Origin of the sequence: Sphaerimonospora cavernae, from assembly GCF_042435035.1 — a bacterium.
Taxonomy (GTDB): domain Bacteria; phylum Actinomycetota; class Actinomycetes; order Streptosporangiales; family Streptosporangiaceae; genus Sphaerimonospora; species Sphaerimonospora cavernae.
Map to the genome: position 1 here is coordinate 230768 of NZ_JBHMQT010000006.1, position 23602 is coordinate 254369.

18 protein-coding genes and 1 riboswitch are annotated in these 23602 nt (G+C 68.3%); of the genes, 12 read left to right on the forward strand and 6 right to left on the reverse strand.

Annotation, left to right across the window (positions count from 1 at the left end; translation table 11 throughout):
- Nucleotides 1-65 precede the first annotated feature (65 nt).
- From ACFHYQ_RS05640 to ACFHYQ_RS05650, 3 genes are all read left to right on the forward strand, one after another.
- Nucleotides 66-2753, forward strand: a complete 2688-nt coding sequence (locus tag ACFHYQ_RS05640) for an L-aspartate oxidase (RefSeq protein WP_394299999.1) — start codon at nucleotides 66-68, stop codon at nucleotides 2751-2753.
- 7 nt (nucleotides 2754-2760) lie between these two features.
- On the forward strand, nucleotides 2761-3543 hold the full coding sequence (locus ACFHYQ_RS05645; protein ID WP_394300000.1) for a type III pantothenate kinase: 783 nt from the start codon (nucleotides 2761-2763) through the stop codon (nucleotides 3541-3543).
- A 118-nt stretch (nucleotides 3544-3661) separates the two neighbouring features.
- The gene (locus ACFHYQ_RS05650; protein WP_394300001.1) at nucleotides 3662-3922 is read left to right on the forward strand and encodes a helix-turn-helix domain-containing protein; all 261 of its coding nucleotides are present in this window, start codon (nucleotides 3662-3664) and stop codon (nucleotides 3920-3922) included.
- Between the two features lie 16 nt (nucleotides 3923-3938).
- Here the strand turns inward: ACFHYQ_RS05650 and ACFHYQ_RS05655 are convergent, their stop codons facing one another.
- Together ACFHYQ_RS05655 and ACFHYQ_RS05660 are read right to left on the reverse strand one after the other, a co-directional pair.
- Nucleotides 3939-4955 carry a patatin-like phospholipase family protein gene (locus tag ACFHYQ_RS05655; protein WP_394300002.1) on the reverse strand — a complete coding sequence of 339 codons (1017 nt, stop codon included), beginning with the start codon at nucleotides 4953-4955 and terminating at the stop codon, nucleotides 3939-3941.
- Between the two features lie 176 nt (nucleotides 4956-5131).
- Entirely contained in the window at nucleotides 5132-6154 is a 1023-nt protein-coding gene (locus ACFHYQ_RS05660; protein WP_394300003.1) for a C40 family peptidase, read from the reverse strand.
- Nucleotides 6155-6230: 76 nt separating this feature from the next.
- Nucleotides 6231-6413, reverse strand: a riboswitch (cyclic di-AMP (ydaO/yuaA leader).
- 316 nt (nucleotides 6414-6729) lie between these two features.
- Here ACFHYQ_RS05660 and ACFHYQ_RS05665 point away from each other — a divergent pair.
- From ACFHYQ_RS05665 to ACFHYQ_RS05685, 5 genes are all read left to right on the forward strand, one after another.
- Entirely contained in the window at nucleotides 6730-7281 is a 552-nt protein-coding gene (locus ACFHYQ_RS05665; protein ID WP_394300004.1) for an amino-acid N-acetyltransferase, read from the forward strand.
- A 129-nt stretch (nucleotides 7282-7410) separates the two neighbouring features.
- Nucleotides 7411-8628: an RDD family protein gene (locus ACFHYQ_RS05670; RefSeq protein ID WP_394300005.1), complete on the forward strand. Its 1218-nt coding sequence runs from the start codon at nucleotides 7411-7413 to the stop codon at nucleotides 8626-8628.
- A 1670-nt stretch (nucleotides 8629-10298) separates the two neighbouring features.
- A complete protein-coding gene (locus ACFHYQ_RS05675; protein ID WP_394300006.1) occupies nucleotides 10299-10637 on the forward strand; it encodes a histone-like nucleoid-structuring protein Lsr2 in 339 nt (112 codons plus the stop codon).
- A gap of 283 nt (nucleotides 10638-10920) precedes the next feature.
- Nucleotides 10921-13425 (forward strand): ATP-dependent Clp protease ATP-binding subunit, encoded by a 2505-nt coding sequence (locus ACFHYQ_RS05680; protein ID WP_394300007.1) that lies wholly within the window; start codon nucleotides 10921-10923, stop codon nucleotides 13423-13425.
- Nucleotides 13426-13866: 441 nt separating this feature from the next.
- A complete protein-coding gene (locus ACFHYQ_RS05685; protein ID WP_394300008.1) occupies nucleotides 13867-14802 on the forward strand; it encodes a TIM barrel protein in 936 nt (311 codons plus the stop codon).
- 85 nt (nucleotides 14803-14887) lie between these two features.
- Here ACFHYQ_RS05685 and ACFHYQ_RS05690 read toward each other — a convergent pair whose 3' ends face one another.
- On the reverse strand, nucleotides 14888-15748 hold the full coding sequence (locus ACFHYQ_RS05690; protein ID WP_394300009.1) for an iron-sulfur binding domain-containing protein: 861 nt from the start codon (nucleotides 15746-15748) through the stop codon (nucleotides 14888-14890).
- A gap of 93 nt (nucleotides 15749-15841) precedes the next feature.
- Between ACFHYQ_RS05690 and ACFHYQ_RS05695 the strand changes: the two genes are divergently transcribed.
- Nucleotides 15842-16567, forward strand: coding sequence for a hypothetical protein (locus ACFHYQ_RS05695; protein WP_394300010.1), 726 nt, complete (start codon nucleotides 15842-15844; stop codon nucleotides 16565-16567).
- A 41-nt stretch (nucleotides 16568-16608) separates the two neighbouring features.
- Here the strand turns inward: ACFHYQ_RS05695 and disA are convergent, their stop codons facing one another.
- The 3 genes from disA to ACFHYQ_RS05710 form a co-directional block, all read right to left on the reverse strand.
- Nucleotides 16609-17772 (reverse strand): DNA integrity scanning diadenylate cyclase DisA, encoded by a 1164-nt coding sequence (gene disA / locus ACFHYQ_RS05700; protein WP_394300011.1) that lies wholly within the window; start codon nucleotides 17770-17772, stop codon nucleotides 16609-16611.
- Between the two features lie 86 nt (nucleotides 17773-17858).
- Entirely contained in the window at nucleotides 17859-19307 is a 1449-nt protein-coding gene (radA, locus tag ACFHYQ_RS05705) for a DNA repair protein RadA (RefSeq protein WP_394300012.1), read from the reverse strand.
- A 52-nt stretch (nucleotides 19308-19359) separates the two neighbouring features.
- Nucleotides 19360-20058 (reverse strand): class I SAM-dependent methyltransferase, encoded by a 699-nt coding sequence (locus tag ACFHYQ_RS05710; protein WP_394300013.1) that lies wholly within the window; start codon nucleotides 20056-20058, stop codon nucleotides 19360-19362.
- 86 nt (nucleotides 20059-20144) lie between these two features.
- Here ACFHYQ_RS05710 and ACFHYQ_RS05715 point away from each other — a divergent pair, with 86 nt between their 5' ends.
- The 3 genes from ACFHYQ_RS05715 (at nucleotide 20145) to ACFHYQ_RS05725 (ending at nucleotide 23465) form a co-directional block, all read left to right on the forward strand.
- Complete coding sequence (locus ACFHYQ_RS05715; RefSeq protein ID WP_204016567.1) at nucleotides 20145-20960, forward strand: sugar phosphate isomerase/epimerase family protein; 816 nt, start codon at nucleotides 20145-20147, stop codon at nucleotides 20958-20960.
- A 122-nt stretch (nucleotides 20961-21082) separates the two neighbouring features.
- A complete protein-coding gene (locus ACFHYQ_RS05720; protein WP_394300125.1) occupies nucleotides 21083-21169 on the forward strand; it encodes a TetR/AcrR family transcriptional regulator in 87 nt (28 codons plus the stop codon).
- Nucleotides 21170-21350: 181 nt separating this feature from the next.
- Nucleotides 21351-23465, forward strand: coding sequence for a (Fe-S)-binding protein (locus ACFHYQ_RS05725; RefSeq protein ID WP_394300014.1), 2115 nt, complete (start codon nucleotides 21351-21353; stop codon nucleotides 23463-23465).
- The last annotated feature ends 137 nt before the right edge of the window (nucleotides 23466-23602 follow it).

Genomic DNA, 23602 nt, shown 5'->3' on the forward strand with positions numbered 1-23602 from the left:
CGGGGCGGGGACGCATCACCACGACCGGGGCGTTATCGTCATAGTGACGAAAGGGGAACCCCCGCATGGTGGCGATTCCGAGGAAGCTCACTGCCCCCGCTCCCGGATGGAGCGTGTACGCCGACGCCGTGGTCGTCGGGTCAGGGATCGCGGGCCTCACCGTGGCTCTGCGGTACACCGAGCTGACCCCCGCGGGGCGAGTGCTCGTCGTCACCAAGGACGTGCTCTCCGCCGGGTCCACCCGCTGGGCCCAGGGCGGCATCGCCGCGGTCCTCGACCCCGAGGACACCCCCGATGAGCACCTGAACGACACGCTCGTCGCCGGCGTCGGGCTCTGCGACGAGGACGCCGTACGGATCCTCGTCACGGAGGGCCCCGACGCGCTCAAGCGGCTCATCGACCACGGTGCCAGCTTCGACCGGGGCGTCGACGGGCAGCTTCAGCTCACCCGCGAGGGTGGCCACCGGCGCAACCGCATCGTTCACGCGGGCGGCGACGCGACCGGAGCAGAGGTGCAGCGCGCGCTGGTCGAGGCCGTGCTCGCCGAGCCCAGGATCGAGGTGATCGAGCACGCGCTCGCCCTCAACGTGCTGCTCGACGCCGCCGGCCGCGCGCGGGGGGTCACCCTCCACGTCATGGGTGAGGGCGCCAGGGACGGCGTGGGCGCGGTGCGCACCGGGGCCGTGATCCTGGCCAGCGGCGGCATGGGCCAGATCTACGCCGCGACGACGAACCCGCCCGTCTCCACCGGCGACGGCGTCGCGCTCGCCCTCCGGGCCGGAGCTGTGGTACGCGATCTGGAGTTCGTGCAGTTCCACCCGACCGTGCTGTGGCTCGGCGAGGGTTCGACGGGCCAGCAGCCCCTCGTCTCCGAGGCGGTCAGGGGCGAGGGCGCGGTGCTCGTGGACGCGTCCGGCGATCGGTTCATGCACGGCGTCCACGAACTGGCCGATCTCGCACCACGTGACGTGGTGGCCAAGGCCATCACCAGGAAGATGCGCGAGACCGGCGTCGATCACGTCTATTTGGACGCCCGCCACTTCGGCGAGGAGAAGTGGCGGGCCAGGTTCCCCACGATCCTGGCGGTCTGCCGCGAGCACGGAATCGATCCGGTCACACAGCCGATCCCGGTGGCGCCCGCGGCCCACTACGCGAGCGGCGGCGTGCGGACCGACCTGTCCGGCCGCACCAGCGTTCCCGGGCTGTACGCCTGCGGAGAGGTCGCCTGCACCGGCGTACACGGCGCGAACCGGCTCGCCTCCAACTCCCTGCTGGAGGGGCTCGTCTTCGCCGAGCGCATCGCCTGCGACCTGGCGGCACGTGACCCGGGCGGCCGGGATTCGGCCGAGCCGGCCGAGCCGGGCGAGCATGATGACCGCCCCGACGGGCTGGTTGATCCGCGTACCCGTGCCAGGATCCAGAGCCACATGAGCCGCGGGGCCGGCGTGTTGCGCAGTGCGGGCAGCCTCGCCGAGGTGGCCCGCGCACTCGGGGACGCCAGGTGGACGCCCGTCGCGGTCGAGCCGTGCACCGAGTCGTGGGAGGCGACCAATCTCCTGACGGTGGCGTCCGCCCTGGTGGCCGCCGCCGCGGGCCGTGAGGAGACCCGTGGCTCGCACTGGCGTGAGGATCACCCCGACCGCGACGACGACCGTTGGCGGGCGCACATCGACATCGCCCTGGGAGCGAAAGGACTGACCATGCGGCACGCGCCCCACGCCGAGCAACCGGAGCAAGCACTGCGACCGGAGCAGCAGGCACAGCTGGAGCGGGAGGACCCGCTCTGGGCCGAGCTCGCCGGGCTCGGCATCGACCCGGACGGGCTGCTCCGCCTCGTGCGCACCGCGCTCGCCGAGGACCTCGCGGGCGGCCAGGACGTGACCTCGGCCGCCACCATCCCGGCCGGGCAGACGGCGGTGGCCGACGTGGTCGCGCGCAAGGAGGGCGTGGTGGCCGGTCTGCCGGTCGTCGAGGCCGTCTTCCGCTGTGCCGACTCAGGCTTCCGTCACGCCGACCCAGGCTTCCGCAGGGCCGCCGAGCCGGTGACGATCGAACGGCACGTGGCCGACGGCGATCGGGTCGCTCCCGGCGACGTCCTCATGACGGTGCGCGGTCCGGTGGCCGGCCTGCTCACGCTGGAGCGGACCGCGCTGAACTTCCTCACCCACCTGTCGGGGGTCGCAACCCTCACCCGGCGCTGGGTGGACGCGGTGGACGGCACCGGGGCCCGCATCCGTGACAGCCGCAAGACACTGCCCGGGCTGCGCGCGCTGGAGAAGTACGCGGTGCGCCGCGGTGGTGGGGTCAACCATCGCATGGGCCTCTACGACGCCGCGCTGATCAAGGACAATCACGTCGTGGCCGCCGGCGGGGTCGCCGCCGCGTTCCGTGCCGTACGGCAGGCCTTCCCCGGCCTGCCGATCGAGGTGGAGGTCGACCGGATCGACCAGATCGAGCCCGTTCTGGCCGAGGGGGCGGACGAGATCCTGCTCGACAACTTCACCGTGGAGCAACTCGCCGAGGCCGTACGCCTGGTGAACGGGCGGGCGCGGCTGGAGTCGAGCGGCGGGCTCACCCTGGACACGGCGCGGGCGGTGGCCGAGACCGGGGTCGACTACCTGGCGGTCGGTGCGCTGACCCATTCGGCACCGGCTCTCGACATCGGTCTGGATCTTTATGAGGAGTGCCCTGCGGATCTTGCCGTAGGCGACCGCAGCAGGCATAAGATCCAAGGGACACGGCCTAGTGCATAATCGGGGAATGCTGCTCACCATCGACGTCAGCAACACCCATACGGTGCTTGGCCTGTTCGAGGGTGAAGAGGTGATCGAGCACTGGCGGATCGCGACCGATCCCCGCCGCACGGCGGACGAGATAGCGGTCGTGCTGCAGGGCCTGCTCGGGCAGTCGCCGATCCTCAAGGACGCCGACATCGGCGGCATCGCGATCTGCTCGACGGTTCCGTCGGTGCTGAACGAGATGCGAGAGATGTCCCGGCGCTACTTCGGGGATGTCACGACCGTGGTCGTCGAGCCGGGCGTCCGCACCGGCGTCCCGGTGCGGATGGACAACCCCAAGGAGGTCGGCAGCGACCGCATCGTCAACGCGCTCGCCGCCACCACCCTGTACGGCGGGCCGTGCGTGATCGTGGACTTCGGCACGGCGACGTCGTTCGACGCGGTCTCGGGCCGGGGAGAGTACGTCGGCGCCGTCACGGCCCCCGGCCTGGAGATCTCGGTGGACGCGCTCGCCGAGGCCGGTGCGCAGCTTCACAAGGTCGAGTTGATCCGCCCCAGGTCGGTCATCGCGAAGAACACGGTGGAGGCGGTGCAGTCCGGCATAATCTACGGCTTCGCCGGGCTGGTCGACGGCATCGTGGACCGGATGACGGCGGAGTTGGCCGCCGATCCCGACGACGTCACGGTGGTGGCCACCGGCACCGGTGCCCCGCTGATCGTCGGGGAGGCCCGCACGATCGACGTACACGAGCCGTGGCTCACGCTGATCGGACTCCGCCTGGTCTATGCCCGCAACACCTCCTGAGATCCGTGTTACGGAGAAGTGCGGAGTCCCACCCCGACACTTGACGACTCTGGTGGGAGATGTTTACCTTCCCTGGAGGATGGGTTCGGCCGTTCGTCGCCGTGGGGAGGGACAGACGATGGGGTTTCCCGACGTCGTCTCCAGCTCGTCAGCGCTGGATGACGATCCCGCCCCGGACCTTGACCGTGCCGATCTCACCGACGACGATCTGCTGCTTCTCGCCGAGCTGGCCAAGGGCGTCAGCGCTGACCGGGTGGGGCGCCGCCTCGACGTGAGCGGTCGGACCGTACGGCGGCGCCTGCGCGGCATCTGCGACAGGATCGGCGTGGAGACCGCGATCGAGGCGGTCGCGTGGGCGGCCCGCCGTCGGCTGATCTGATCGACCGAAACACGCTCTAGTCGGCCGTCAGCGGCGTGCGCGCATCCCTTGAGGGAACAGGCGCGGTGCGCGCCGAGGGGCCATCGTCCGCCACGGAGTCGTAGAGGGGCCGCGCCAGACCCGGCTTCGGTTCGTGACGCTCGAGCCAGTGCAGGGTCGACTCGGTGGCCCGCTCGATCAGCCCGGCCGTCTGGCGGAAATCTATCGGCAGCACCTCGACCGGGTACAGCGGCGGGAGCACGTGTATCGCCGTGCGGTCCTGGTTGCGTCTGATGGAGGCGCTGATCCGCAGTTCGCTGAGCAGATTGAAGCCATGCAGGGCCATGGCGATCACGGTGGACGGCGGCTCCGGCAGCGGGCAGGAGAAGCCGGCGGAGAGCACATAGACCTCGTCGGCCCCCGCGTTGACGGCGTGATCCAGGACCGTCCGGTCGGCCACGCCGCCGTCCATCAGCACCCGGTCGCCGATCCGCACGTTGGGATAGATCGCGGGCATCGCGGTGCTGGCCAGCAGTGCGGGCAGCGCCGGTCCGCGAGAGAGCAGGACGGCCTGGCCGCTGAGGACGTCGGTGGTCAGCACCGACAGCGGGAGCCGGGCGTCCTCCAGGTCCTCGATCGGGAGGATGCGCTCCAGGAACCGGCGCAGCGAGTGGTTGTCGAACAGGTGGTTGCGACCGCCGAGCAGTCCGCCGACGAACGTCAGCGGGTTGAAAGGGAAGGTGTAGTTCAGCGTGCCGAACGCCTGCAGCGCGCCCCGCAACGGGTGGAAGGGAAGGCTGTCCACCAGGGTGCGCAGCGCGTCCCGGCTGCTGAGCGGGTACACGTCATGGCCGCTGACCGAGAGCCACAGGCGTGCGAGATCCTCGACTCCCTCGGCGTCGGGGCGCGCCGCGTAGTACGCGCCGTTGAGCGCGCCCACTGAGGCGCCCACCACCATGTCGGCGCGCACTCCGCGAGCCGTCAGCGCGCGCAACATGCCCACCTGGGCCGCTCCCACGCTGCCGCCGCCCCACAGTACGAAGACCGTCGTCATCGTCGCTCCTCTCGCGAGAGCGAAACGGCTGGGAATTCGGAGCGCGCGGAGCACACTCCGGTATTCATTGTCGGTTCCCGGCCGATGTCCCGGCGAATCGGGTCGTGATGGTCAGCCTGCCGGGGCCGCGTCGAAGCCGTCGGGGCTGCTCAGCCCGGGACGGCCCGCGTGGGCGCTCAGTCCGCGATCCGTACGGCTCCGGCGAACGGCCGACCGGTGATCTTCGCGACGCGTACGACATCCCCGGTGCGCGGTGCGTGGACCATGTAGCCGCCGCCGATGTAGATGCCGACGTGATGGAGGTCGGAGTAGAAGAACACGAGGTCGCCCGGGCGCATGTCTTCGCGGTCGATGTGCGTGCCGGCGGTCCACTGGTCGCCGGTGTAGTGCGGGAGGCTGATCCCGACTCGCTGGTAGGCCGCCATGACGAGGCCTGAACAGTCGTACGACGTGGGCCCGTCCGCGCCCCAGACATAGGGCCTCAGTTGCTGGGTCAGCGCCCAGCGGGCCGCCTCGGACGCCTTGCCGTCGCCGACGATGGGGAACGAGATCCGGGTCGCCCGGCCGCCGATGCTCCCCGCGACCTGGCTGTAGAGGCTGCTCTCGGTCTTCTTGATCAGAGTCCTGATCTTGTCCTTGCGGGTTTCGAGGCTGCTCAGCAGCTTCTTCACCTCGGCCTGGCGGGCGGCGGCGCCGGCCTTGGCCCGTTCGGCGGCCTTCATCACGTTGGTGACCTCGGTGACCTCCTGACCCTGCTGCATCTGCAGGGCATAGGTGGTGGAGGCCTGGTCGAGGTAGGTCTCGGGGTCGGTCGAGCCGACCATGGGGAAGAGTGAGCCGATGCCGCCGTTCATGTAGGAGTTCTGCGCGAGCGCGCTCGCCTTCTGGCGGCGGACGGCCAGCTCGGACTCGCTCTTGGCGAGGTTCTTCTGGGCGATGGCGGCGGAGCGCTGGGCGGCCTTGAGCCGGATACGCTCACCGTTGTACTGCTCGGTGAGGCTCTCGATCTCCTCGTAGAGGCGCTCCACCTCGGCTGCGAGCTTCTTGAGGCTCGGCTTCGGCTCGGCCGTGGCGGCCCCCACGGGGGCGCCGAAGGTGATCGTGATCAGCGCGACCGTCACGAGGGCCAACCGGCGGATGTTCCCGGGTCCGGCCTTTCTGGCGCGGGCGTGCCTGCCCGCGGGCCGTCCTCCACGCATGCGGTTCCAAGCTCCTCTCCTCGATGGTGCCGCGCGAGGACTGCTCCCTGTGGCCGCCGTTGGCCGGGCGTGTCCGTACGGCACTGCTTGACGCCTACCGGGTTAGCTGACGGGTTCGGGCCGGAGTAGCCCTACCTTTCGGATTCACCCCGTTATCGAGCAGCAGTCGGCGTCGAGCCGGACCGCTTGCCGATTCGTACAGTTGGGTCCCCGGCTCCCCTCCACACCCGGTGCGTTGAAGATTCGGCATCGTCGCTGGACGATAGTGCACCCTGAGGTTCCCGCTCAACCAGAACTCCCGATCTCGTCTAGATTTCACAACTGAATGATCACGGTCGTGTCACGGTCTCGGATGGCACGCGTCCCTATCAACCTGCCTTTACTCGCCGAGTAAGATCACACTTCGGGGCCATGGCGGACGTCGAAGTCCGGGAAAATCCGGATACGACGTCAAGGATCTGAGCGGTCGACGCTCCGTAATTCCGCCACGACTTTCTGTCGCGGAGGTTCACGCCCTCGGTGCCATGGCAGGACACGTAATCCGCGCGTCGCGGGCGCGACTACGCTGACGGCTCATGGAGCAGGTCGCCGAGGAGACGTCAGCCGAGTCCGGACCACCAGCCCTGGTCGTGCGCCGCGCCAGGACACCTGATGTGCGCGTGATCCGTCGCCTCGTCGACGCGTACTCCGGAGCTGGGCCGCGCCTGCTGGAGAAGAGCACGGTCACGCTCTTTGAGGACATCCAGGAGTTCTGGGTCGCGGAGTCCGACGGACGGGTCATCGGCTGTGGCGCCCTGCACGTGCTCTGGGAGGACCTGGCCGAGATCCGCACCCTCGCCGTCGACCCCGAGACGCGGGGCCGGGGCGTCGGTCACCGGATCGTCGCGGCGCTCATCAGGACCGCGCGCGAGCTGGGAGTCCGCCGGGTCTTCTGCCTCACGTTCGAGGTGGAGTTCTTCGGCCGGCACGGGTTCGTGCCGATCCAGGGCACGCCGGTGTCGCCCGAGGTCTACGCCGAGCTGCTCGCCTCGTACGACGAGGGAGTCGCGGAGTTCCTGGATCTGGAGCACGTCAAGCCCAACACCCTCGGTAACACCCGCATGCTGTTGCACCTCTACCCTGGGTAATCTTAAGGTGGATGACGTTATAGCAAACTCAGGGTAAAGGTGACTGTTGTTACGCCGGTCGCTACTTTGGGCGATATCAGCATGGAGCCTGAGACGCGGGCGCATGCGTATCTGAAACGAGGTGACACGGTGAGCACAGGACAGCCACCGTATCCGCAGGGCGATTCGGATGGTACGCCAGCGCCTTCCGGCCGCGGTGCCGACGCGGACAGGCGGGCGCAGGAATTCGACCCCGAGGCCACGGTCGTCAACTATCTGAACCCGGACCAGCAGGCGGGTTCGCAGCAGCCCCAGGGACACGAGCAGCCGTACGGCCAGCAGAGCTATGGCCAGCAGGGCTACGGTCAGCCGCAGCCCGGGCAGCAGACCGGGCCCCAACAGCACGGTCAGCAGGCCTACGGTCAGCAGCCGTACGGCCAGCAGGGCTACGGCCAACAGCAATATGGCCAGCAGGCCGCCGGCTACGGTCAGCAGCCCGAATACGGTCAGCAGGCCTCCGGCTACGGACAGTCTCAGCCCGGGCAGCAGCCGTACGGCCAGCCGGGCCATGGCCAACAGCAATACGGTCAGCAGCAATACGGTCAGCAGCAATATGGCCAGCAGGCCCCTGACTATGGCCAGCAGCCCGGATACGGCCAACAGCAGTACAGCCAGCAGTCCCCTGGCTACGGCCAAGGCCAGCAGCCGGGGTACGGGCAGTCGCAGTACGGCGACCAACAGTATGGGCAGCAGCAGTACGGGCAGCAGCAGGGATATGGCCAGCAGCAGTACGGCCAGCCCGGATACGGCCAGCAACCGGCCTACGGTCAGCCGTACGGCGCCGCGATCCCGCCGGGCGCCCCGGCTCCGCTCGCGGAGTGGTGGCAGCGCCTGGTGGCGAGGCTCATCGACGGCGTCATCGTCGGTATTCCGTTCTTCATCATCTCGGCCGTCATCACGGCGATCGTGGTCACCCAGGGCAGCTACAACCTCCGTACCGGCGTGCGCATCGAACCAAGCGGTGCCTTCCTCGCCGCGATGCTCATCGGGATCGTCAGCGGCGTGATCATGATCGCTTACGAGTTCCTGATGTTGAAGATGCGGGGGCAGACGTTCGGGAAGATCGCTATGGGCATCAAGGTGGTCCCGGTCGGCGGCACTCTCAACGAGGCCGGCCTGTCGCAGGACGTCGCGGTCAAGCGTGCCGGCGTGCTGTACGGACCGCAGTTGCTGCGTTGGATTCCCATTGTCGGTTGGCTGCTCGGCATCTTCGCCCTCCTGAACGTGCTCTGGCTGCTTTGGGACAGGCCTCTGCAGCAGGCTCTGCACGACAAGGCGGCGGGCACCTTGGTGGTCAAGGTCAAGTAGTGCCATAAAACGGGGTCGATGGAGCGAACCATCGGCCCCGTTTTTCGTACCTTCGTCACAGGAAGCGGCCCAGGTGCCTGCATCGCGGAAAACCCGTAACAGGAGGGTCTAAACCGTGGGATGCTTGGCCGACGCATGTAGGTCGCTTGCACCGGAGTGGATCCTGAGAGGTGCGGCAAGGTCCGTCTGCTCCGCTGCGGCCTCGAATCCATGGTGCCGAAACCCTGGCGCCGAAACCATGACCCCGAAACCATGACCCCGAATCCATATGGTCACCCAGGCCGGCTCACCGCCGGTTGCCCTACGCGGTGGCGCCGGTCGCCGAATGGCGACCCGTTTGGACCGCTCGAATCATCGGCGCCCTCGCCTTCTGTCGTGCCGACCCGATTTTCGGGGCGGTCACAATCTGATCTTCGGTCATCGCCTGTCGATCTCCCGGAAGAAGACTGAAGAACCGCTTGGACGGTCGGGTTTTCATTCCTTACGATCTTGAAAAGGCGTCGATGCCCTGCCCGTCCGCGCGCCTCGGACTCCGCGATCTTGCGGAAACCGGTATTCAAGGCCGTTGGTCGCGGCCAAGGTCCCCGACGGTCTCCCACCACAAGATCGCGTAAATCGAAGTCGCAGGTGAACTGGGTCACAGGCGAGTTTGTGTGAGATCGCGAAAGCGGGCTGGGCGGGTCATCGGTCGATGTTCACGAGCTTTTGCGAGACCACCGGGTGATTTGTCGTTCCGCTGCATCCCCTGCCTCTGGCTGACGGTCGGTGTGCGCAGGTCCCCCTTTACCTGCCGGCCGTCGTCGGCACAGTGGCCGATCGGGGACTGACCAGCGCCTTCATCGGGTGGGATTGCGAAGAAGGCATTGTGCGAGCACCACATGACGGCGGGCCGGCCCGATGCCGACGGACCGCCAGACACTGGACGAACGCTGGGCGACGGCTGGATGAACGCTGTGCGGATGTTGTGCGGATGTGCTGGATGCCAGGTTGACGGCCTGCCGGTGTCGGCTCGCTCCCCGCCCGCCGGACCCGGAACCTGTCCGAAACTGTGGACGTCAACTGTGGACGTGGCTTCGGCGGTTCCTCCCACTGGACATTCTGGGTACGATTTCGAGTGCATCCGGTAAGACGGCTGGAGAGACGGAGATTACCTTCGGCATCACGGGTAGGCTGGATGGGCGTACGTGGTCTCCGGCGGTGCCGGGAGTGTTTGACGAATGCCGACCGGTGCGAGCGAGGATCCGGATGGATCGCCGCGAGGTGGAGGAGGAGCCTGTGGTGGGCGACATCCGGGGCCCGCGCACGGGACTTGATTTGCTGAACACTCCCTGAGATCGCTCTCCGCGACCGCCCCAGAAGGCGCCGGGGGACCCGGACCCGTCCCCCGAATTCCAGACGGGTGCCGTAAGACACCCCCGGCACGAGTGAGGCAGAATGACAGAGGTATTGTCCGCCTTGATACCTTCCGCGGTCGTCGCCGGAGCCGTCGTGTACGGCATCGTAAAGTTGGTGCGTTCCGACGCGGCGGGGCTGCGGGCGGCGCGAGAGCCCCGTGAGAACCCACCGGACACAGAAGTTGCCGAGAATCCGCATAGGTGAATTGTCAAACGGGGAATCCGGGTATATGTTTGGCTGACGAAACAAACTATGCTCTGCGAAAGGATTGCCGGATGGCCAAGCATACGCAGGTGATTCTCATCGACGATCTCGATGGTGGCGAGGCCAATGAGACGGTCACCTTCGCGCTTGACGGCACGTCATATGAGATTGACCTGAGCGACGGCAACGCCAAGCGGCTGCGCGACGCCCTGTCGCCATTCGTCGGCAGCGCCCGACGTGCGGAGGTCGCTCAGCCTCGCGGTCGCCGCCGCGGCGGCGCCGGCCAGCGGGCGATGTCCCGTGAGAAGAGCGCCGAGATCCGCGCCTGGGCGAAGGGACATGGTCACCCTGTAAGTGAGCGTGGCCGCATCGCACAGTCGATCGTCGACGCGTACGACGCGGCGCACTAACTACGCCCTTGATCGTGCGGTTATGTCGGTCGTCGGATGTTCTGACGACCGGGATAACCGCACGATTCTGCATGTGGAGAGATCATGTCTCTCCCCCTAAAACCTCGTTCGCTTGCGGCGTACCGGGAACATGTCACGCCCGGCAGGGGGTTGGATAGAGCGTGAACGCCCTGCTCTCGGGGAACCCTTCAACCAGAGGAGCGGTCGCTGGGTCGGGGCTACCATGCGGAACGACGGGCCGGACCTCCCGCGCTCGCCTGACCGCTCTGTGAGGAGCGACGAGATGTTCGAAAGGTTCACCGACCGTGCGCGGCGGGTTGTCGTCCTGGCTCAAGAAGAAGCCCGGATGCTCAATCACAACTACATCGGTACTGAGCACATTCTTCTGGGCTTGATCCATGAGGGTGAGGGCGTTGCCGCCAAGGCTCTGGAGAGCCTGGGCATCAGTCTTGAGGGTGTGCGCCAGCAGGTCGAGGAGATCATCGGCCAGGGCCAGTCGGCGCCGTCGGGGCACATTCCCTTCACCCCGCGCGCCAAGAAGGTCCTTGAGCTGTCGCTCCGAGAGGCCTTGCAGCTCGGTCACAACTACATCGGCACGGAGCACATCCTGCTCGGTTTGATCCGTGAGGGTGAGGGCGTCGCCGCCCAGGTGCTGGTGAAGCTTGGGGCCGACCTCAACCGGGTGCGGCAGCAGGTCATTCAGCTGCTTCACGGTTACCAGGGCAAGGAGCCGGCGGCGGCCGGGGGGCCGCAGGAGTCCGCTCCCTCGACATCTCTTGTGCTGGACCAGTTCGGCCGCAACCTGACTCAGGCCGCCCGCGAGGGCAAGCTCGACCCGGTGATCGGCCGGGAGAAGGAGATCGAGCGGGTCATGCAGGTCCTCTCCCGGAGGACCAAGAACAACCCGGTGCTCGTGGGCGAGCCCGGGGTCGGCAAGACCGCCGTCGTCGAGGGCCTGTCCCAGAAGATCGTCAAGGGTGAGGTGCCCGAGACGCTGAAGGACAAGCAGCTCTACACCCTCGACCTGGGCGCGCTGGTCGCCGGTTCCCGCTATCGCGGTGACTTCGAAGAGCGCCTGAAGAAGGTGCTGAAGGAGATCCGCACCCGCGGCGACATCATCCTGTTCATCGACGAGCTGCACACGTTGGTGGGCGCGGGCGCCGCCGAGGGCGCGATCGACGCGGCCAGCATCCTCAAGCCCATGCTGGCCCGCGGTGAGCTGCAGACCATCGGTGCGACGACGCTGGACGAGTACCGCAAGCACCTGGAGAAGGACGCCGCACTGGAGCGGCGCTTCCAGCCGATCCAGGTGGCCGAGCCCAGCCTCAGCCATACGATCGAGATTCTCAAGGGGCTGCGGGACCGCTACGAGGCACACCACAGGGTGTCCATCACCGACGGCGCGCTGGTCGCCGCCGCGCAGCTCGCCGACCGGTACATCAGCGACCGGTTCCTGCCGGACAAGGCGATCGACCTTATCGACGAGGCCGGCTCCCGCATGCGGATCCGCCGCATGACCGCGCCGCCGGACCTGCGCGAGTACGACGAGAAGATCGCCAACGTGCGGCGTGAGAAGGAGTCCGCGATCGACGCGCAGGACTTCGAGAAGGCCGCCGCGCTGCGCGACCAGGAAAAGCAGCTCCAGCTCAAGCGGGAACGCCGCGAGAAGGAGTGGAAGGCCGGCGACATGGACGTCGTCGCCGAGGTCACCGAGGAGCTGATCGCCGAGGTGCTGGCGACGGCCACCGGCATCCCGGTCTTCAAGCTGACCGAGGAGGAGTCGCAGCGGCTGCTCCGGATGGAGGACGAGCTCCACAAGCGGATCATCGGCCAGGACGACGCCATCAAGGGGCTGTCCCGGTCCATTCGCCGGACCAGGGCCGGACTGAAGGACCCGCGCCGTCCCGGTGGCTCATTCATCTTCGCCGGCCCGTCCGGTGTCGGTAAGACGGAGCTGTCCAAGGCGCTCGCCGAGTTCCTGTTCGGGGACGAGGGCGCGCTGATCATGCTGGACATGTCCGAGTTCATGGAGAAGCACACCGTTTCGCGGCTGTTCGGCTCCCCGCCCGGCTACGTCGGGTACGAAGAGGGTGGCCAGCTGACCGAGAAGGTGCGGCGCAAGCCGTTCTCCGTGGTCCTGTTCGACGAGATCGAGAAGGCCCACCCGGACATCTTCAACTCGCTGCTGCAGATCCTGGAGGACGGTCGCCTGACCGACGCCCAGGGCCGGGTGGTGGACTTCAAGAACACCGTCATCATCATGACGACCAACCTCGGCACCCGGGACATCTCCAAGGGCATCGGGGTGGGCTTCGCGAAGGCCAACGACGCCGAGTCGAACTACGACCGGATGAAGTCGAAGGTTCAGGAGGAGCTCAAGCAGCACTTCCGGCCGGAGTTCCTCAACCGCGTCGACGACATCGTGGTCTTCCACCAGCTCACGCCTAAGGAGATCATCCAGATCGTGGACCTGATGCTCGCCCAGGTGGACGAGCGGCTCAGGGACCGCGACATGGGTCTGTCGCTCACTCAGCCCGCCAAGCAACTGCTGGCCGATCGCGGGTACGACCCGGTCATGGGTGCCCGTCCGCTGCGCCGGACGATCCAGCGCGAGCTGGAGGACATCCTGTCCGAGAAGATCCTGTACGGCGAGCTGCGTCCTGGTCAGGTCGTCAAGGTCGACATCGAGGGCGAAGGCGACAACGCCAAGTTCACCTTCGTCGGCGAGGCGAAGGCTCCGCAGGTGCCGGACTCCGCCGCCTCCATCGCGGAGCCGATCCAGCAGTGATCTGTCCCTGATCGAGTCCTGAGCCGGCACTGGACCGGCATTGAGTCGGCACTGAGTCGGCAGCGGCCGAAGACAAAGAGGGGCGCCCCCCGTATCCCGGGGGGCGCCCCTCTTGTTCGTTCCGGTCCCATCGCATCGCAGGGTTCCGGTTTCGCGCCACTGGATGTAGTACTACACTCTGTAGAGAATCGCGGAGACGTAGTCGGAATGCCGGAACGCCGCCCGTCAGGACCAGGGAGGGGTCGTCGGATCGTTCCTGTGTCATCCCGGCGGTGTAGTGACGAATCCACTCAGCGGCGGACGCGATACCCGAGCAAGCGGGGGAGGCTCGACCGGAGCCGGGCCAGGTCCCGGCGTCAGGAGGATCAACCCGGCATCACGCCGCGAACAGCGAGTGCGTGAGCCGGCGATACGAAGCGCACAACGCCTGGGAGGTACCTTATGCGCCTGTTGCATGAGGACGGGACGCTCGTTCACCTGGCCTACAACACGGGAGTGCACCCGGCGGAGGACCTGGAGAACCTGATCGCCCACCTGACCCGCTACGCGGTGCCGGTGCGCCGGAAGTTGGGTGTCGACCGGCTCGGCATCGGCCTGTGGCTGGCGCCGCCCGTCGCCGACCATCTCATCGCCGACCGCATAGAGCTCGTACGGCTGCGCCGGTCTCTCGAGGAGCGGGGCCTGGAGGTGGTCAGCCTCAACGGCACCGGCGGCCGAAACCAGGAGGTGCCGGGTCCGGACTGGGCCAAGCCCGAGCGCTACCGCTACACGATGGCGCTGGCGAAGATCCTCGCGTTCCTGCTGCCCGATGACGTCCGCTTCGGCAGCATCTCGACGATTCCGATCGGCTGGCGTCGGGATTGGCCCGTCGATCTTCACGACATAGCTTCACGGCGCCTGGAGCGGCTGTCGCGTGAACTGCGCGGGCTCTACAGCGTGACCGGCAAGACCATCCGGGTCGGGTTCGAGCCGTGGCCGGGCTGTGTGCTGGAGACGACGGAGCAGGCGCTGGAGCGTGCATGCGACATCGACTCCGAGCATCTCGGGGTGTGTCTGGACGCCTGCCACCTGTCCGGCGGCGCGGAGGAGCGGGGCGCCGCGCTCCGGGGCCTGGCTCAGGCGGGTGCTCCCGTGGTGAAGCTGGGTCACGTGCACGATCACGGACAGGAGATCCCCAGCACGCAGCCGGTGCTCCAGGAAACTCTCAACGCGATCCTGTCCGGCGCGGTGAACGGCACCGCGCACGTCGAGGTGGAGGCGCATCACGGTACGGCTCCGAAGGCGAAGGGCCCGGCCGCGCTGGTGGCCCGGCTCGCCGACGAGCTCGACTGGACCCGCAACCACCTCACCGCGCTCGGCCTCAAGCTTGCCGCCTGATCCGGCACCTCGCAGTCATCCGGATCAGGCGGCGGACCCACCCGCCGGGGCCCCTGCGTCGGGCTCGGCTGATTGGCTCTGCCGGTCAGACGGGGAGCCGGTAGGTGCCGTCGGGAAGCACCTCGGCCAGGCCGTCGTCCAGCAGGCCGTCCAGCGCCCGCTCGCGCTGGACGTGGTCGGCCCAGACCGCGTCCAGGGCCTTCTTGGGCACGGGCCCGGGTGCGTCCCTCAGGACGGCCAGCAGGCGTCCCCGGCACTGCCGGTCGGTCCCCGCGTAGGTCTGGCCGCGCCGTACCGGGCCGGCGGGCCGGCCGGCCGACCGCCACGCGCACTGTGACGCGACGGGGCAGCGCTCGCACCTCGGAGCGCGGGCCGTGCAGACGAGGGCGCCCAGCTCCATGATCGAGACTGCCCACCGTGGCGCGCCGACCGGCGGGATCAGGGACTCCGCGAGTCGGCGTTCGGTGGCCGTCGTCGTCTTGGGCGGGTGCTCCTCGCCCCGTACGGCTCGGGCCAGCACGCGGCGGACGTTGGTGTCCAGGACGGCGTGGCTGCCGCCGTAGGCGAAACTCGCCACCGCGGCCGCCGTGTAGTCTCCGATCCCCGGCAGCGCGCGAAGCTCGTCGTACGTCGCCGGCACCCGCCCGCCGTGCTCTGCCGTGATGGCCCTGGCACACGCGTGCAGGTTCAGCGCCCGCCGCGGGTAGCCGAGGCGTCCCCAGTGGCGTACGGCTTCGCCCGGGGACGCCTCGGCGAGCGCCTCCGGGGCCGGCCAGCGCGCCATCCAGTCCGTCCAGATGGGCAGCACCCGCGACACCGGCGTCTGCTGCAGCATGATCTCGCTGACCAGAATGCCCCAGGGGGTCGCGTCGGGACGCCGCCACGGCAGGTCCCGGTTGTGCTCGGCGTACCACTGGAGGATCGGTTCACGAAGCGAGACGGCCACGATCCGACCCTATCCACCAAACTTTCACCATCGGACCTTCCGGTCTGGGCGAGCCGTTCCCCTCGGGAGGATAGGGCTCACCATACTGTGTGTATGGATCCGGACACGTTCCGTGGTGATATCGGTGTCGAGGGGGCGGACGTCTACTGGCGCCGGAGGGTGTCGGTGCTCACGGGCATGCTCGTCGTCGTTGCGGTGGTGGCATGGGCCTGCACGAGCGCCTCCGGCAAGCCGGGTGACAAGGCGGGTGGCGTCAGAGCCACGCCGGGAGCCTCCGACCCGATGGTCGTCTCGCTGCCTTCCAGCCTCGCGTCGGGGAGTTCCTCGCCGAGCGCCGCCGCCCCGCCCACCCCGCAGGGTGGCCCGTCTCCGTCCGCTTCGCCGTCCCCGTCGTCCAAGCCGTCCAAGCCGGCCAAGCCACGGCGGCCCGGCGATCCCTGCGACCCCAAGGACCTGGTGATCGCCCTGCGGGCCGGTCAGGAGGTGTACGCCGGAGACGCGCCGCCCACCTTCCTCCTGACCTTGGTGAGCACCGGACATGTCGAGTGCACGGTCGATGTGGGGCCGCGGACGCTGGAGATGCGCGTGACGTCGGGTGGGCAGCGGATCTGGTCGACCGCCGACTGCGTGGCGGGCAAGGGCGTCGACCGGCAGACGCTGGAGCGCGGCATCCCGTACGTCCGCACGATCACCTGGGACCGCCACCGCTCGGGGACCGTCTGCTCTGGCAAGCGCCCGGTCGCCGAGCCCGGTACGTACGTCGCGAGCGTGCACGCCGGCCAACTCAAGAGCCCGAAGGTCGTCTTCCACCTGCGCTGAAGACTCGCGCGACCTGTCCGCAGGACCTGAAGGACGGGGCACTAGAGGTAGCGATCGAGGATGGATGACTCGGCGAGGCGGGACAGCCCCTCTCGGACGTTGCGCGCCCGGGCCTCGCCGACGCCCCCTACGGCCTGCAGGTCGTCGGTGCTGGCGGCGAGGAGCTTCTGCAGCCCTCCGAAGTGGTCGACGAGTCGGTCGACGATCGCGCGGGGGAGCCTCGGCACCTTGGTGAGCAGCCGGAAACCCCGCGGGCTTACCGGCGTGTCCAGCGTGCCCGCTCCCGAGTGCCCGAGCACATGGGCGACCTTCACCAGATCGAGCAGGTCGCCCGAGGACAGTTCGTCCAACTCGTGCATCGCGTCGGTGAAACGCCGGGGACGTCGGACGGAGGGGTCCCGCGTGGTGTGTGAAACCGCCGAACTCGCTGGGTTCGACGGGTCCGCTGAGTCAGGTGGGCCTAAGGGCGGGCCCGGGAGATAGTCGCGGACCATCTGCTCGCGGTCGGTGTCCACTCCGGCGACGAGTTCCTCGAGTTGGAGTGACAGCAGCCGGCCGTCGGTGCCGAGCTCGACGACGTACTCTTCGATCTCCCCGGCGATCCGGCGGACCATCTCCAGCCGCTGGATCACCACGGCCACGTCCCGGACCGTGACGAGGTCCTCTATCTCCAGAGCCGACAGGGTGCCCGACACCTCGTCGAGTCGCTTCTTGTAGCGCTCCAAGGTGGCCAGGGCCTGGTTGGCCTTCGAGAGGATCGCCGCCGACTCCTCCAGTACGTATCGCGTTCCGTCCAGGTAGAGCGCGATGATCCGCATCGACTTGCTGATGGCGATGACGGGCAGCGAGGTCTGCTTGGCCACCCGCTGGGCGGTGCGGTGCCGCGTGCCGGACTCCTCCGTGAGAATGGTCGGATCCGGCACGAGATGCACGGCGGCCCGGACGATCCGCGAGCCGGCGTTGTCGAGCACGATCGCGCCGTCCATTTTGGCCAGTTCCCGTAGCCGGGTGGCCGAGAAATCGACATCGAGCGTGAAACCGCCGGTGCAGATCTGCTCAACCACGCGGTCGTGCCCCAGGACGATCAGACCGCCGGTGTGGCCGCGCAGGACGCGCTCCAGGCCGTCGCGCAGCGCGGTGCCCGGCGCGACCGCGGCCAGCACGGCCCGCCTGCGGTCGTCCGATCCCTTGTCTGTGTCCAGCACCCTCTCCCCTGCGATCGGATATCCCGCCAGTTTACTGACGTACCAGTTTTTCAACCTGCTTCACAGGGCCGGTTGATACGGCTGCTTCACTTGACGTGGGAGAGGGCGTCCCAGACGTTGTCCACCTCGGTGACCTCGAAGCCGGGTGCGAAGGCCGTGGTCCGCCCGACGGAGGGCCGCAGGGCGACCAGGTTGCCACGCGTGACCCCGTTGCCGCGGCGCTGAGGCGAGGCCTCCAGCGAGTCGTTCTCGTCGTCCAGTGACCCTGTGGGGACGATGGCCCGGGTGAAACCGAGCCGGGCCGCCTCCGCCAGCCGCCGCCGCACCTCGCGCACCTGGCGCAGCTCGCCCGCCAGCCCGACCTCGCCGAGCACGACGAGCCCGGCGGGCAGCGGGGTGTCGCCGAAGGCGCTCACCACCGACAGCATGAGTGCGAGATCGACCGCCGGGTCGGTCAGCCTGATGCCGCCGACCGTCGCGGTGAACACGTCGCACTTGCTGACGCTGGCCCGTAGCCGCCGCTCCATGACCGCGAGCACCAACGCCACGCGGTAGGGGTCCAGTCCGGACGACGTGCGCCGCGGCTGCGGCGCCTCGGTCGGGCCGACGAGGGCCTGCAGCTCGGCCGGGAACGGCCGGGTGCCCTCGATCGTGACAGTGACGCAGGTGCCGGGCACCGGCTCGCGGTGCCGTGACAGGAACATGCCGCTCGGGTCCGTGATGCCGGTGATCCCGCCTTCGTGCAGGTCGAAGCAGCCGACCTCGTCCACCGGGCCGAACCGGTTCTTTATCGCGCGCACCAACCGCAGGCGGGAGTTGCGGTCGCCCTCGAAGTGCAGGACCACGTCCACCAGATGTTCGAGCACGCGGGGGCCGGCGATCGAACCGTCCTTGGTCACATGGCCGACGAGCACCGTGGACATGGCGCGCTCCTTGGCCAGACGCACCAGGTTGCCGGCGACCTCGCGGACCTGGGTGACGCCGCCGGGCACGCCGCTGGCGTCGGTTGAGCCGATCGTCTGCACCGAGTCGACGATCAGCAGCGTTGGCTGCACCTTCTCGACGTGGGTGACCAGCGCGGACAGGTCGGTCTCGGCCGCGAGATACAGCCTGTCCTCGATCGCGCCGATCCGGTCGGCCCGCATGCGCACCTGGGCGGTGGACTCCTCGCCGGTGACGTAGAGCACGGTCTCCCCACGCGCGGTGCAGGCCGCGGCCTCCAACAGGAGCGTGGACTTGCCGATCCCGGGCTCACCGGCCAGCAGCACGACGGCGCCGGGCACGAGGCCGCCGCCGAGGACGCGGTCGAGCTCGCCGACCCCGGTCGTCCGGGCGCTGACGATCTCGGCCTTCACCTGGCCGATCGGGACGGCCGGCGCCGTCACCGCGCCGGGCTTGACCACGTGCACGCCCTGCCGCGCGGTCGCCTCCTCGACCGTGCCCCAGGCCTGGCACTCCCCGCACCGGCCGACCCACTTGACGGTCGTCCACCCGCACTCGCCGCACCGGTACGTCGGCTTCGCTGCCTTGCTCACGACCGGGAGGCTACCGGGCGCGGCTGACAATCCTCATGTGGTTCAGCGCCATTCAGAAGTGCCGCCAGCGCAGGATGTTGGGGTAGGCCAGCTCCAGACCCGTCGTCTCCGCGATCGCCGCCTCGGCCACCTCGGGTGTGAACTCGATGCGCAGCACGGCCGCCAGGTCCGCCCGGGATTCGAAGACCATCCGCAGGTCGAGCTCCCTGCGCTGCCAGCCCTGCCCGGACCAGAACCGCTCGACGACCTCAGGAGAGTAGGACGGCACCGACCGGCGGAACCAGCGGCCGAAGGCCCCGCGGGAAGCATCCAGGTCGACCACGAAGGCCGCGCCGCCACGCCGTACGACCCGGGCCAGCTCCCGCAGGCCCGGCTCGCAGCCAGGCCCGAAGAAGTACGCCCAGCGGGCGACGGCGACGTCCACAGAGGCATCGGGCAGCGGCAGCGACTGGGCGGTGCCCGTACGGACGGAGACGTTGCGCAGCGCGGCGCAGCGGGCGGCGGCCATCGCCGCGAGGTCGGCGTGCGGCTCGACCCCCACGACGCGCCCGGCGGTCGTGGCCGGCGAAGGCAGATGGAAGCCGGTTCCGCAGCCGATGTCGAGCATGGTCGCGCCGTCCCAGGGCCGGATCTCCCGCATGGCGGAATCCACGGCGCCATCTGGGTCCACCGCGCGATTTTCCAGTTCGTAGACCCGGGGGGAGTTCCAGATGTTCGGGCTGGGTATGGCCCCGCTCACGATCCGCGCCATGCGCCCACGATAGGCGTCACCGGGCCCGGACGCGGCTTAGGCTGGATCCGTGAACGGGCGCAGGACCGCCAGGGGAGGCGGGCTTCATGAGTAACATCCGCGTGCCCAACGCGAAGGTGGCGCTCTCGACGGCGTCGGTCTATCCGGAGCGCACGCCGGACGCTTTCGAGCTGGCGGCGCGCCTGGGCTACGACGGCGTCGAGATCATGGTGGGCCAGGATCCGGTGAGCCAGGACGTGGAGGTCCTGCAGCGGCTCAGCGATCACTACGAGATCCCGATTCTGGCCGTGCACGCGCCATGCCTGCTGGTCACACAGCGGGTCTGGGGCCGTGACCCGTGGGTCAAGCTGCGGCGGGCCAGGGACGCGGCCGAGCGGCTGGGCGCATCCACGGTGGTGGTTCATCCACCGTTCCGCTGGCAACGCGACTACGCCAGGGAGTTCGAGGCCGGGCTGGCCCGCATGCGGGAGGAGACCGACATCGTCTTCGCGGTGGAGAACATGTTCCCCCTTCGGGCCAGGGGCAACGAGGTCGTGCCGTACGCGCCGGACTGGGACCCCGTCGACTACGACTTCCCGCAGGTGACACTCGATCTGTCCCACACGGCGGTGTCCGGCTCGGACGCGATGGAGATGGCCGTCAAACTCGGGGACCGGCTCGCCCACCTCCATCTGGCCGACGGCGTCGGCACCACCAACAAGGACGAGCACCTGGTGCCCGGGCGGGGTTCGCAGCCGTGTGCGCAGGTCCTGGAGCGTCTGGCCGCCACCGGATATACCGGTCTGATCGTGTTGGAGATCAACACGCGCAAGGCGGCCAGCCGTACCGAGCGGATCGACGACCTCGCTGAGGCGCTCGCCTTCGCCCGGCTGAACTTCGCCGCGTCCGCGGCGGCTTCATGACAGGACCGATATGACATGACCGACACGGCGGAGGTACGGCGGCGGCCGGGGCGGCCCGGTCGCCGACCCGGCGCTGCCCGATCCGGCCACCGCGATTCCCCTGAACGTCGGTGGTCCCCATCATGCGGTTGGAGCCGCTGGGATCTGCCGGCACCGAGGAACTGGTCGAACTCCTGGCTCCCACAATCCAGCGTTACCTGACGGGATAGCCGCATAACGGGACCCCGGATACCGGGAGCCGCGGCGGGACGAGGCATAGCCTGACCCCACGTAACCTGTGCCAGAGCCTTGTTCTAGCATCGGCCTTCAAGTAGCCGTCGGTGACGGGCATATGTTACTCGCCGGCACCATTCGGGGTGCCCTGTCACCGTTCCATATGGGGAGGAACCCGTGCTCTGGGTAGCGATAATCGGGCTCGTCATGACCGCTGTCGCGGTCGCCTTGGCCGGACGCCGCGTGCTGTTCCTCTTCCGGCTCGCCACCAGCGGTCAGCCCGCCCCGGAGCGGATCGAGCACGCCAAGGCGAACGTGGGCACCGAGATCAAGACCCAGTTGGTGGAGGTCTTCGGGCAGCGGAAGCTGCTCAAGTGGACGCCGTCCGGCACCGCGCACTTCTTCGTGATGTGGGCGTTCTTCATCCTGGCCTCGGTCTATCTGGAGGCGTACGGCGCGCTGATCAAGGGTGCGATCACCGGGACGCCCGACTTCCACATCCCGATCATCGGCACCTGGCCGGTTCTGGGATTCCTGCAGGACTTCATCGCGGTCGCCTGTCTGCTGGGTCTGGTCGCCTTCACCGCCATCCGGCTCAAGAACTCGCCGAAGAAGCTGGGCCGCGACTCCCGGTTCGCCGGTTCTCACCTGGGCGGCGCCTGGCTCACCCTGTTCATGATCTTCAATGTGGTCTGGACGCTGTTCCTCGCCCGTGGCGCGGCGATCAACACCGGGAACTTCCCGTACAAGTCGGGGGCCTTCGCCTCCGAGGCGGTCGCCAAGATCCTGCCGAGCGGTGAGACGGCCGGCGAGGTGCTGGAGGGCGCCGGCCTGCTGCTGCACATCGGCGTCATGCTGGTGTTCCTGGTCCTGGTGGTGAACTCCAAGCACCTGCACATCTTCACCGCGCCGCTGAACGTGCTGTTCTCCCGCCGCCCGGACGGGCTCGGCGCGGCGCAGCCGATGCGCAGCAACGGCAAGGAGCTGGACTTCGAGGAGGCCGACCCCGAGGTCGACGTGTTCGGCCGCGGCAAGATCACCGACACCACGTGGAAGGGCTTCCTCGACTTCTACACCTGCACCGAGTGCGGCCGTTGCCAGTCGCAGTGCCCGGCGTGGAACACCGGTAAGCCACTGTCGCCCAAGATGCTCATCCTCGACCAGCGTGACCACGCGCTGGCGGCCGCGCCGTACCTGCTGGCGGGCGAGGAGGCGCGGGCCGGCTTCGGCGAGGACGTGCTGGCGCTGCTGGACAAGCCGCTGGTGGCCGAGGACGGGGTCATCCACCCCGACGTGCTGTGGTCGTGCACCAACTGTGGCGCGTGCGTGGAGCAGTGCCCGGTGGACATCGAGCACATCGACCACATCCTGGACATGCGCCGCTACCAGGTGATGATCGAGTCGTCGTTCCCGTCCGAGGCGGGCGTCATGCTCAAGAACCTCGAGAACAAGGGCAACCCGTGGGGCATGTCCGAGATGAAGCGGGCCGAGTGGATCGAAGAGCTCGATTTCGAGGTCCCCATTGTGGACGAGAAGATGCCCGAGGACGTCGAGTACCTGTTCTGGGTGGGCTGCGCCGGCGCGCTGGAGGACCGGGCCAAGAAGACCACCAAGGCGGTCGCGGAGCTGCTGCACATCGCCGGGGTGAAGTTCGGCGTGCTCGGCCCGATGGAGGCCTGCACCGGTGACCCGGCGCGTCGGCTGGGCATGGAGTTCCTGTTCAACATGCTCGCCCAGCAGAACATCGAGACCCTCAACGAGGCCGGGGTCAAGAAGATCGTGGCCACCTGCCCGCACTGCTTCAACACCCTGGCAAACGAGTACCCGCAGCTCGGCGGCACGTATGAGGTCATCCACCACACGCAGATGCTGGCCCATCTGGTCGAGGAAGGGAAGCTCACCCCGATCACCCCGATCGAGGAGAAGATCACCTACCACGACCCGTGCTTCCTGGGCCGGCACAACAAGGTTTACTCCCAGCCGCGCGACATCATGGCCAAGGTCCCCGGCGTCCAGACGCAGGAGATGCACCGTCACAAGGACCGCGGCTTCTGCTGCGGCGCCGGCGGTGCCCGCATGTGGATGGAGGAGCGGATCGGCAAGCGCATCAACACCGAGCGGGTGGACGAGGCGCTGACCACCGACCCGGACACCGTCTCCACGGCCTGTCCGTTCTGCCTGGTCATGCTCGGCGACGCGATCAACGAGAAGAAGAACGCCGGCGAGGCCAAGGAGACCCTCGAGGTCGTGGACGTCGCGCAGCTCCTGATCAAGTCTATCAAGGGAGCCTAAAGATTCTTTGCGGAAAATATGCACTATTTGTAGATGCAGTGTGTCAATCCGCGAGAAAGTGGAGCTTTGTCGATGACGGCGACAAAGTCTTTCTCCACATAACAGGAAAATCACGGTAACCTCAACGTTGGCTCAAT

Excerpts from the sequence above, each read along its gene's own strand:
- ACFHYQ_RS05645 (WP_394300000.1), top strand. The coding sequence starts at position 2,761 with ATGCTGCTCACCATCGACGTCAGCAACACCCATACGGTGCTTGGCCTG.
- ACFHYQ_RS05660 (WP_394300003.1), bottom strand. The coding sequence starts at position 6,154 with ATGCGTGGAGGACGGCCCGCGGGCAGGCACGCCCGCGCCAGAAAGGCC.
- ACFHYQ_RS05685 (WP_394300008.1), top strand. The coding sequence starts at position 13,867 with ATGCGCCTGTTGCATGAGGACGGGACGCTCGTTCACCTGGCCTACAAC.
- ACFHYQ_RS05715 (WP_204016567.1), top strand. The coding sequence starts at position 20,145 with ATGAGTAACATCCGCGTGCCCAACGCGAAGGTGGCGCTCTCGACGGCG.
- ACFHYQ_RS05640 (WP_394299999.1), top strand. The coding sequence starts at position 66 with ATGGTGGCGATTCCGAGGAAGCTCACTGCCCCCGCTCCCGGATGGAGC.
- ACFHYQ_RS05675 (WP_394300006.1), top strand. The coding sequence starts at position 10,299 with ATGGCCAAGCATACGCAGGTGATTCTCATCGACGATCTCGATGGTGGC.
- ACFHYQ_RS05720 (WP_394300125.1), top strand. The coding sequence starts at position 21,083 with ATGCGGTTGGAGCCGCTGGGATCTGCCGGCACCGAGGAACTGGTCGAA.
- ACFHYQ_RS05650 (WP_394300001.1), top strand. The coding sequence starts at position 3,662 with ATGGGGTTTCCCGACGTCGTCTCCAGCTCGTCAGCGCTGGATGACGAT.
- ACFHYQ_RS05655 (WP_394300002.1), bottom strand. The coding sequence starts at position 4,955 with ATGACGACGGTCTTCGTACTGTGGGGCGGCGGCAGCGTGGGAGCGGCC.
- ACFHYQ_RS05680 (WP_394300007.1), top strand. The coding sequence starts at position 10,921 with ATGTTCGAAAGGTTCACCGACCGTGCGCGGCGGGTTGTCGTCCTGGCT.
- ACFHYQ_RS05710 (WP_394300013.1), bottom strand. The coding sequence starts at position 20,058 with ATGGCGCGGATCGTGAGCGGGGCCATACCCAGCCCGAACATCTGGAAC.
- ACFHYQ_RS05695 (WP_394300010.1), top strand. The coding sequence starts at position 15,842 with ATGGATCCGGACACGTTCCGTGGTGATATCGGTGTCGAGGGGGCGGAC.
- ACFHYQ_RS05665 (WP_394300004.1), top strand. The coding sequence starts at position 6,730 with ATGGAGCAGGTCGCCGAGGAGACGTCAGCCGAGTCCGGACCACCAGCC.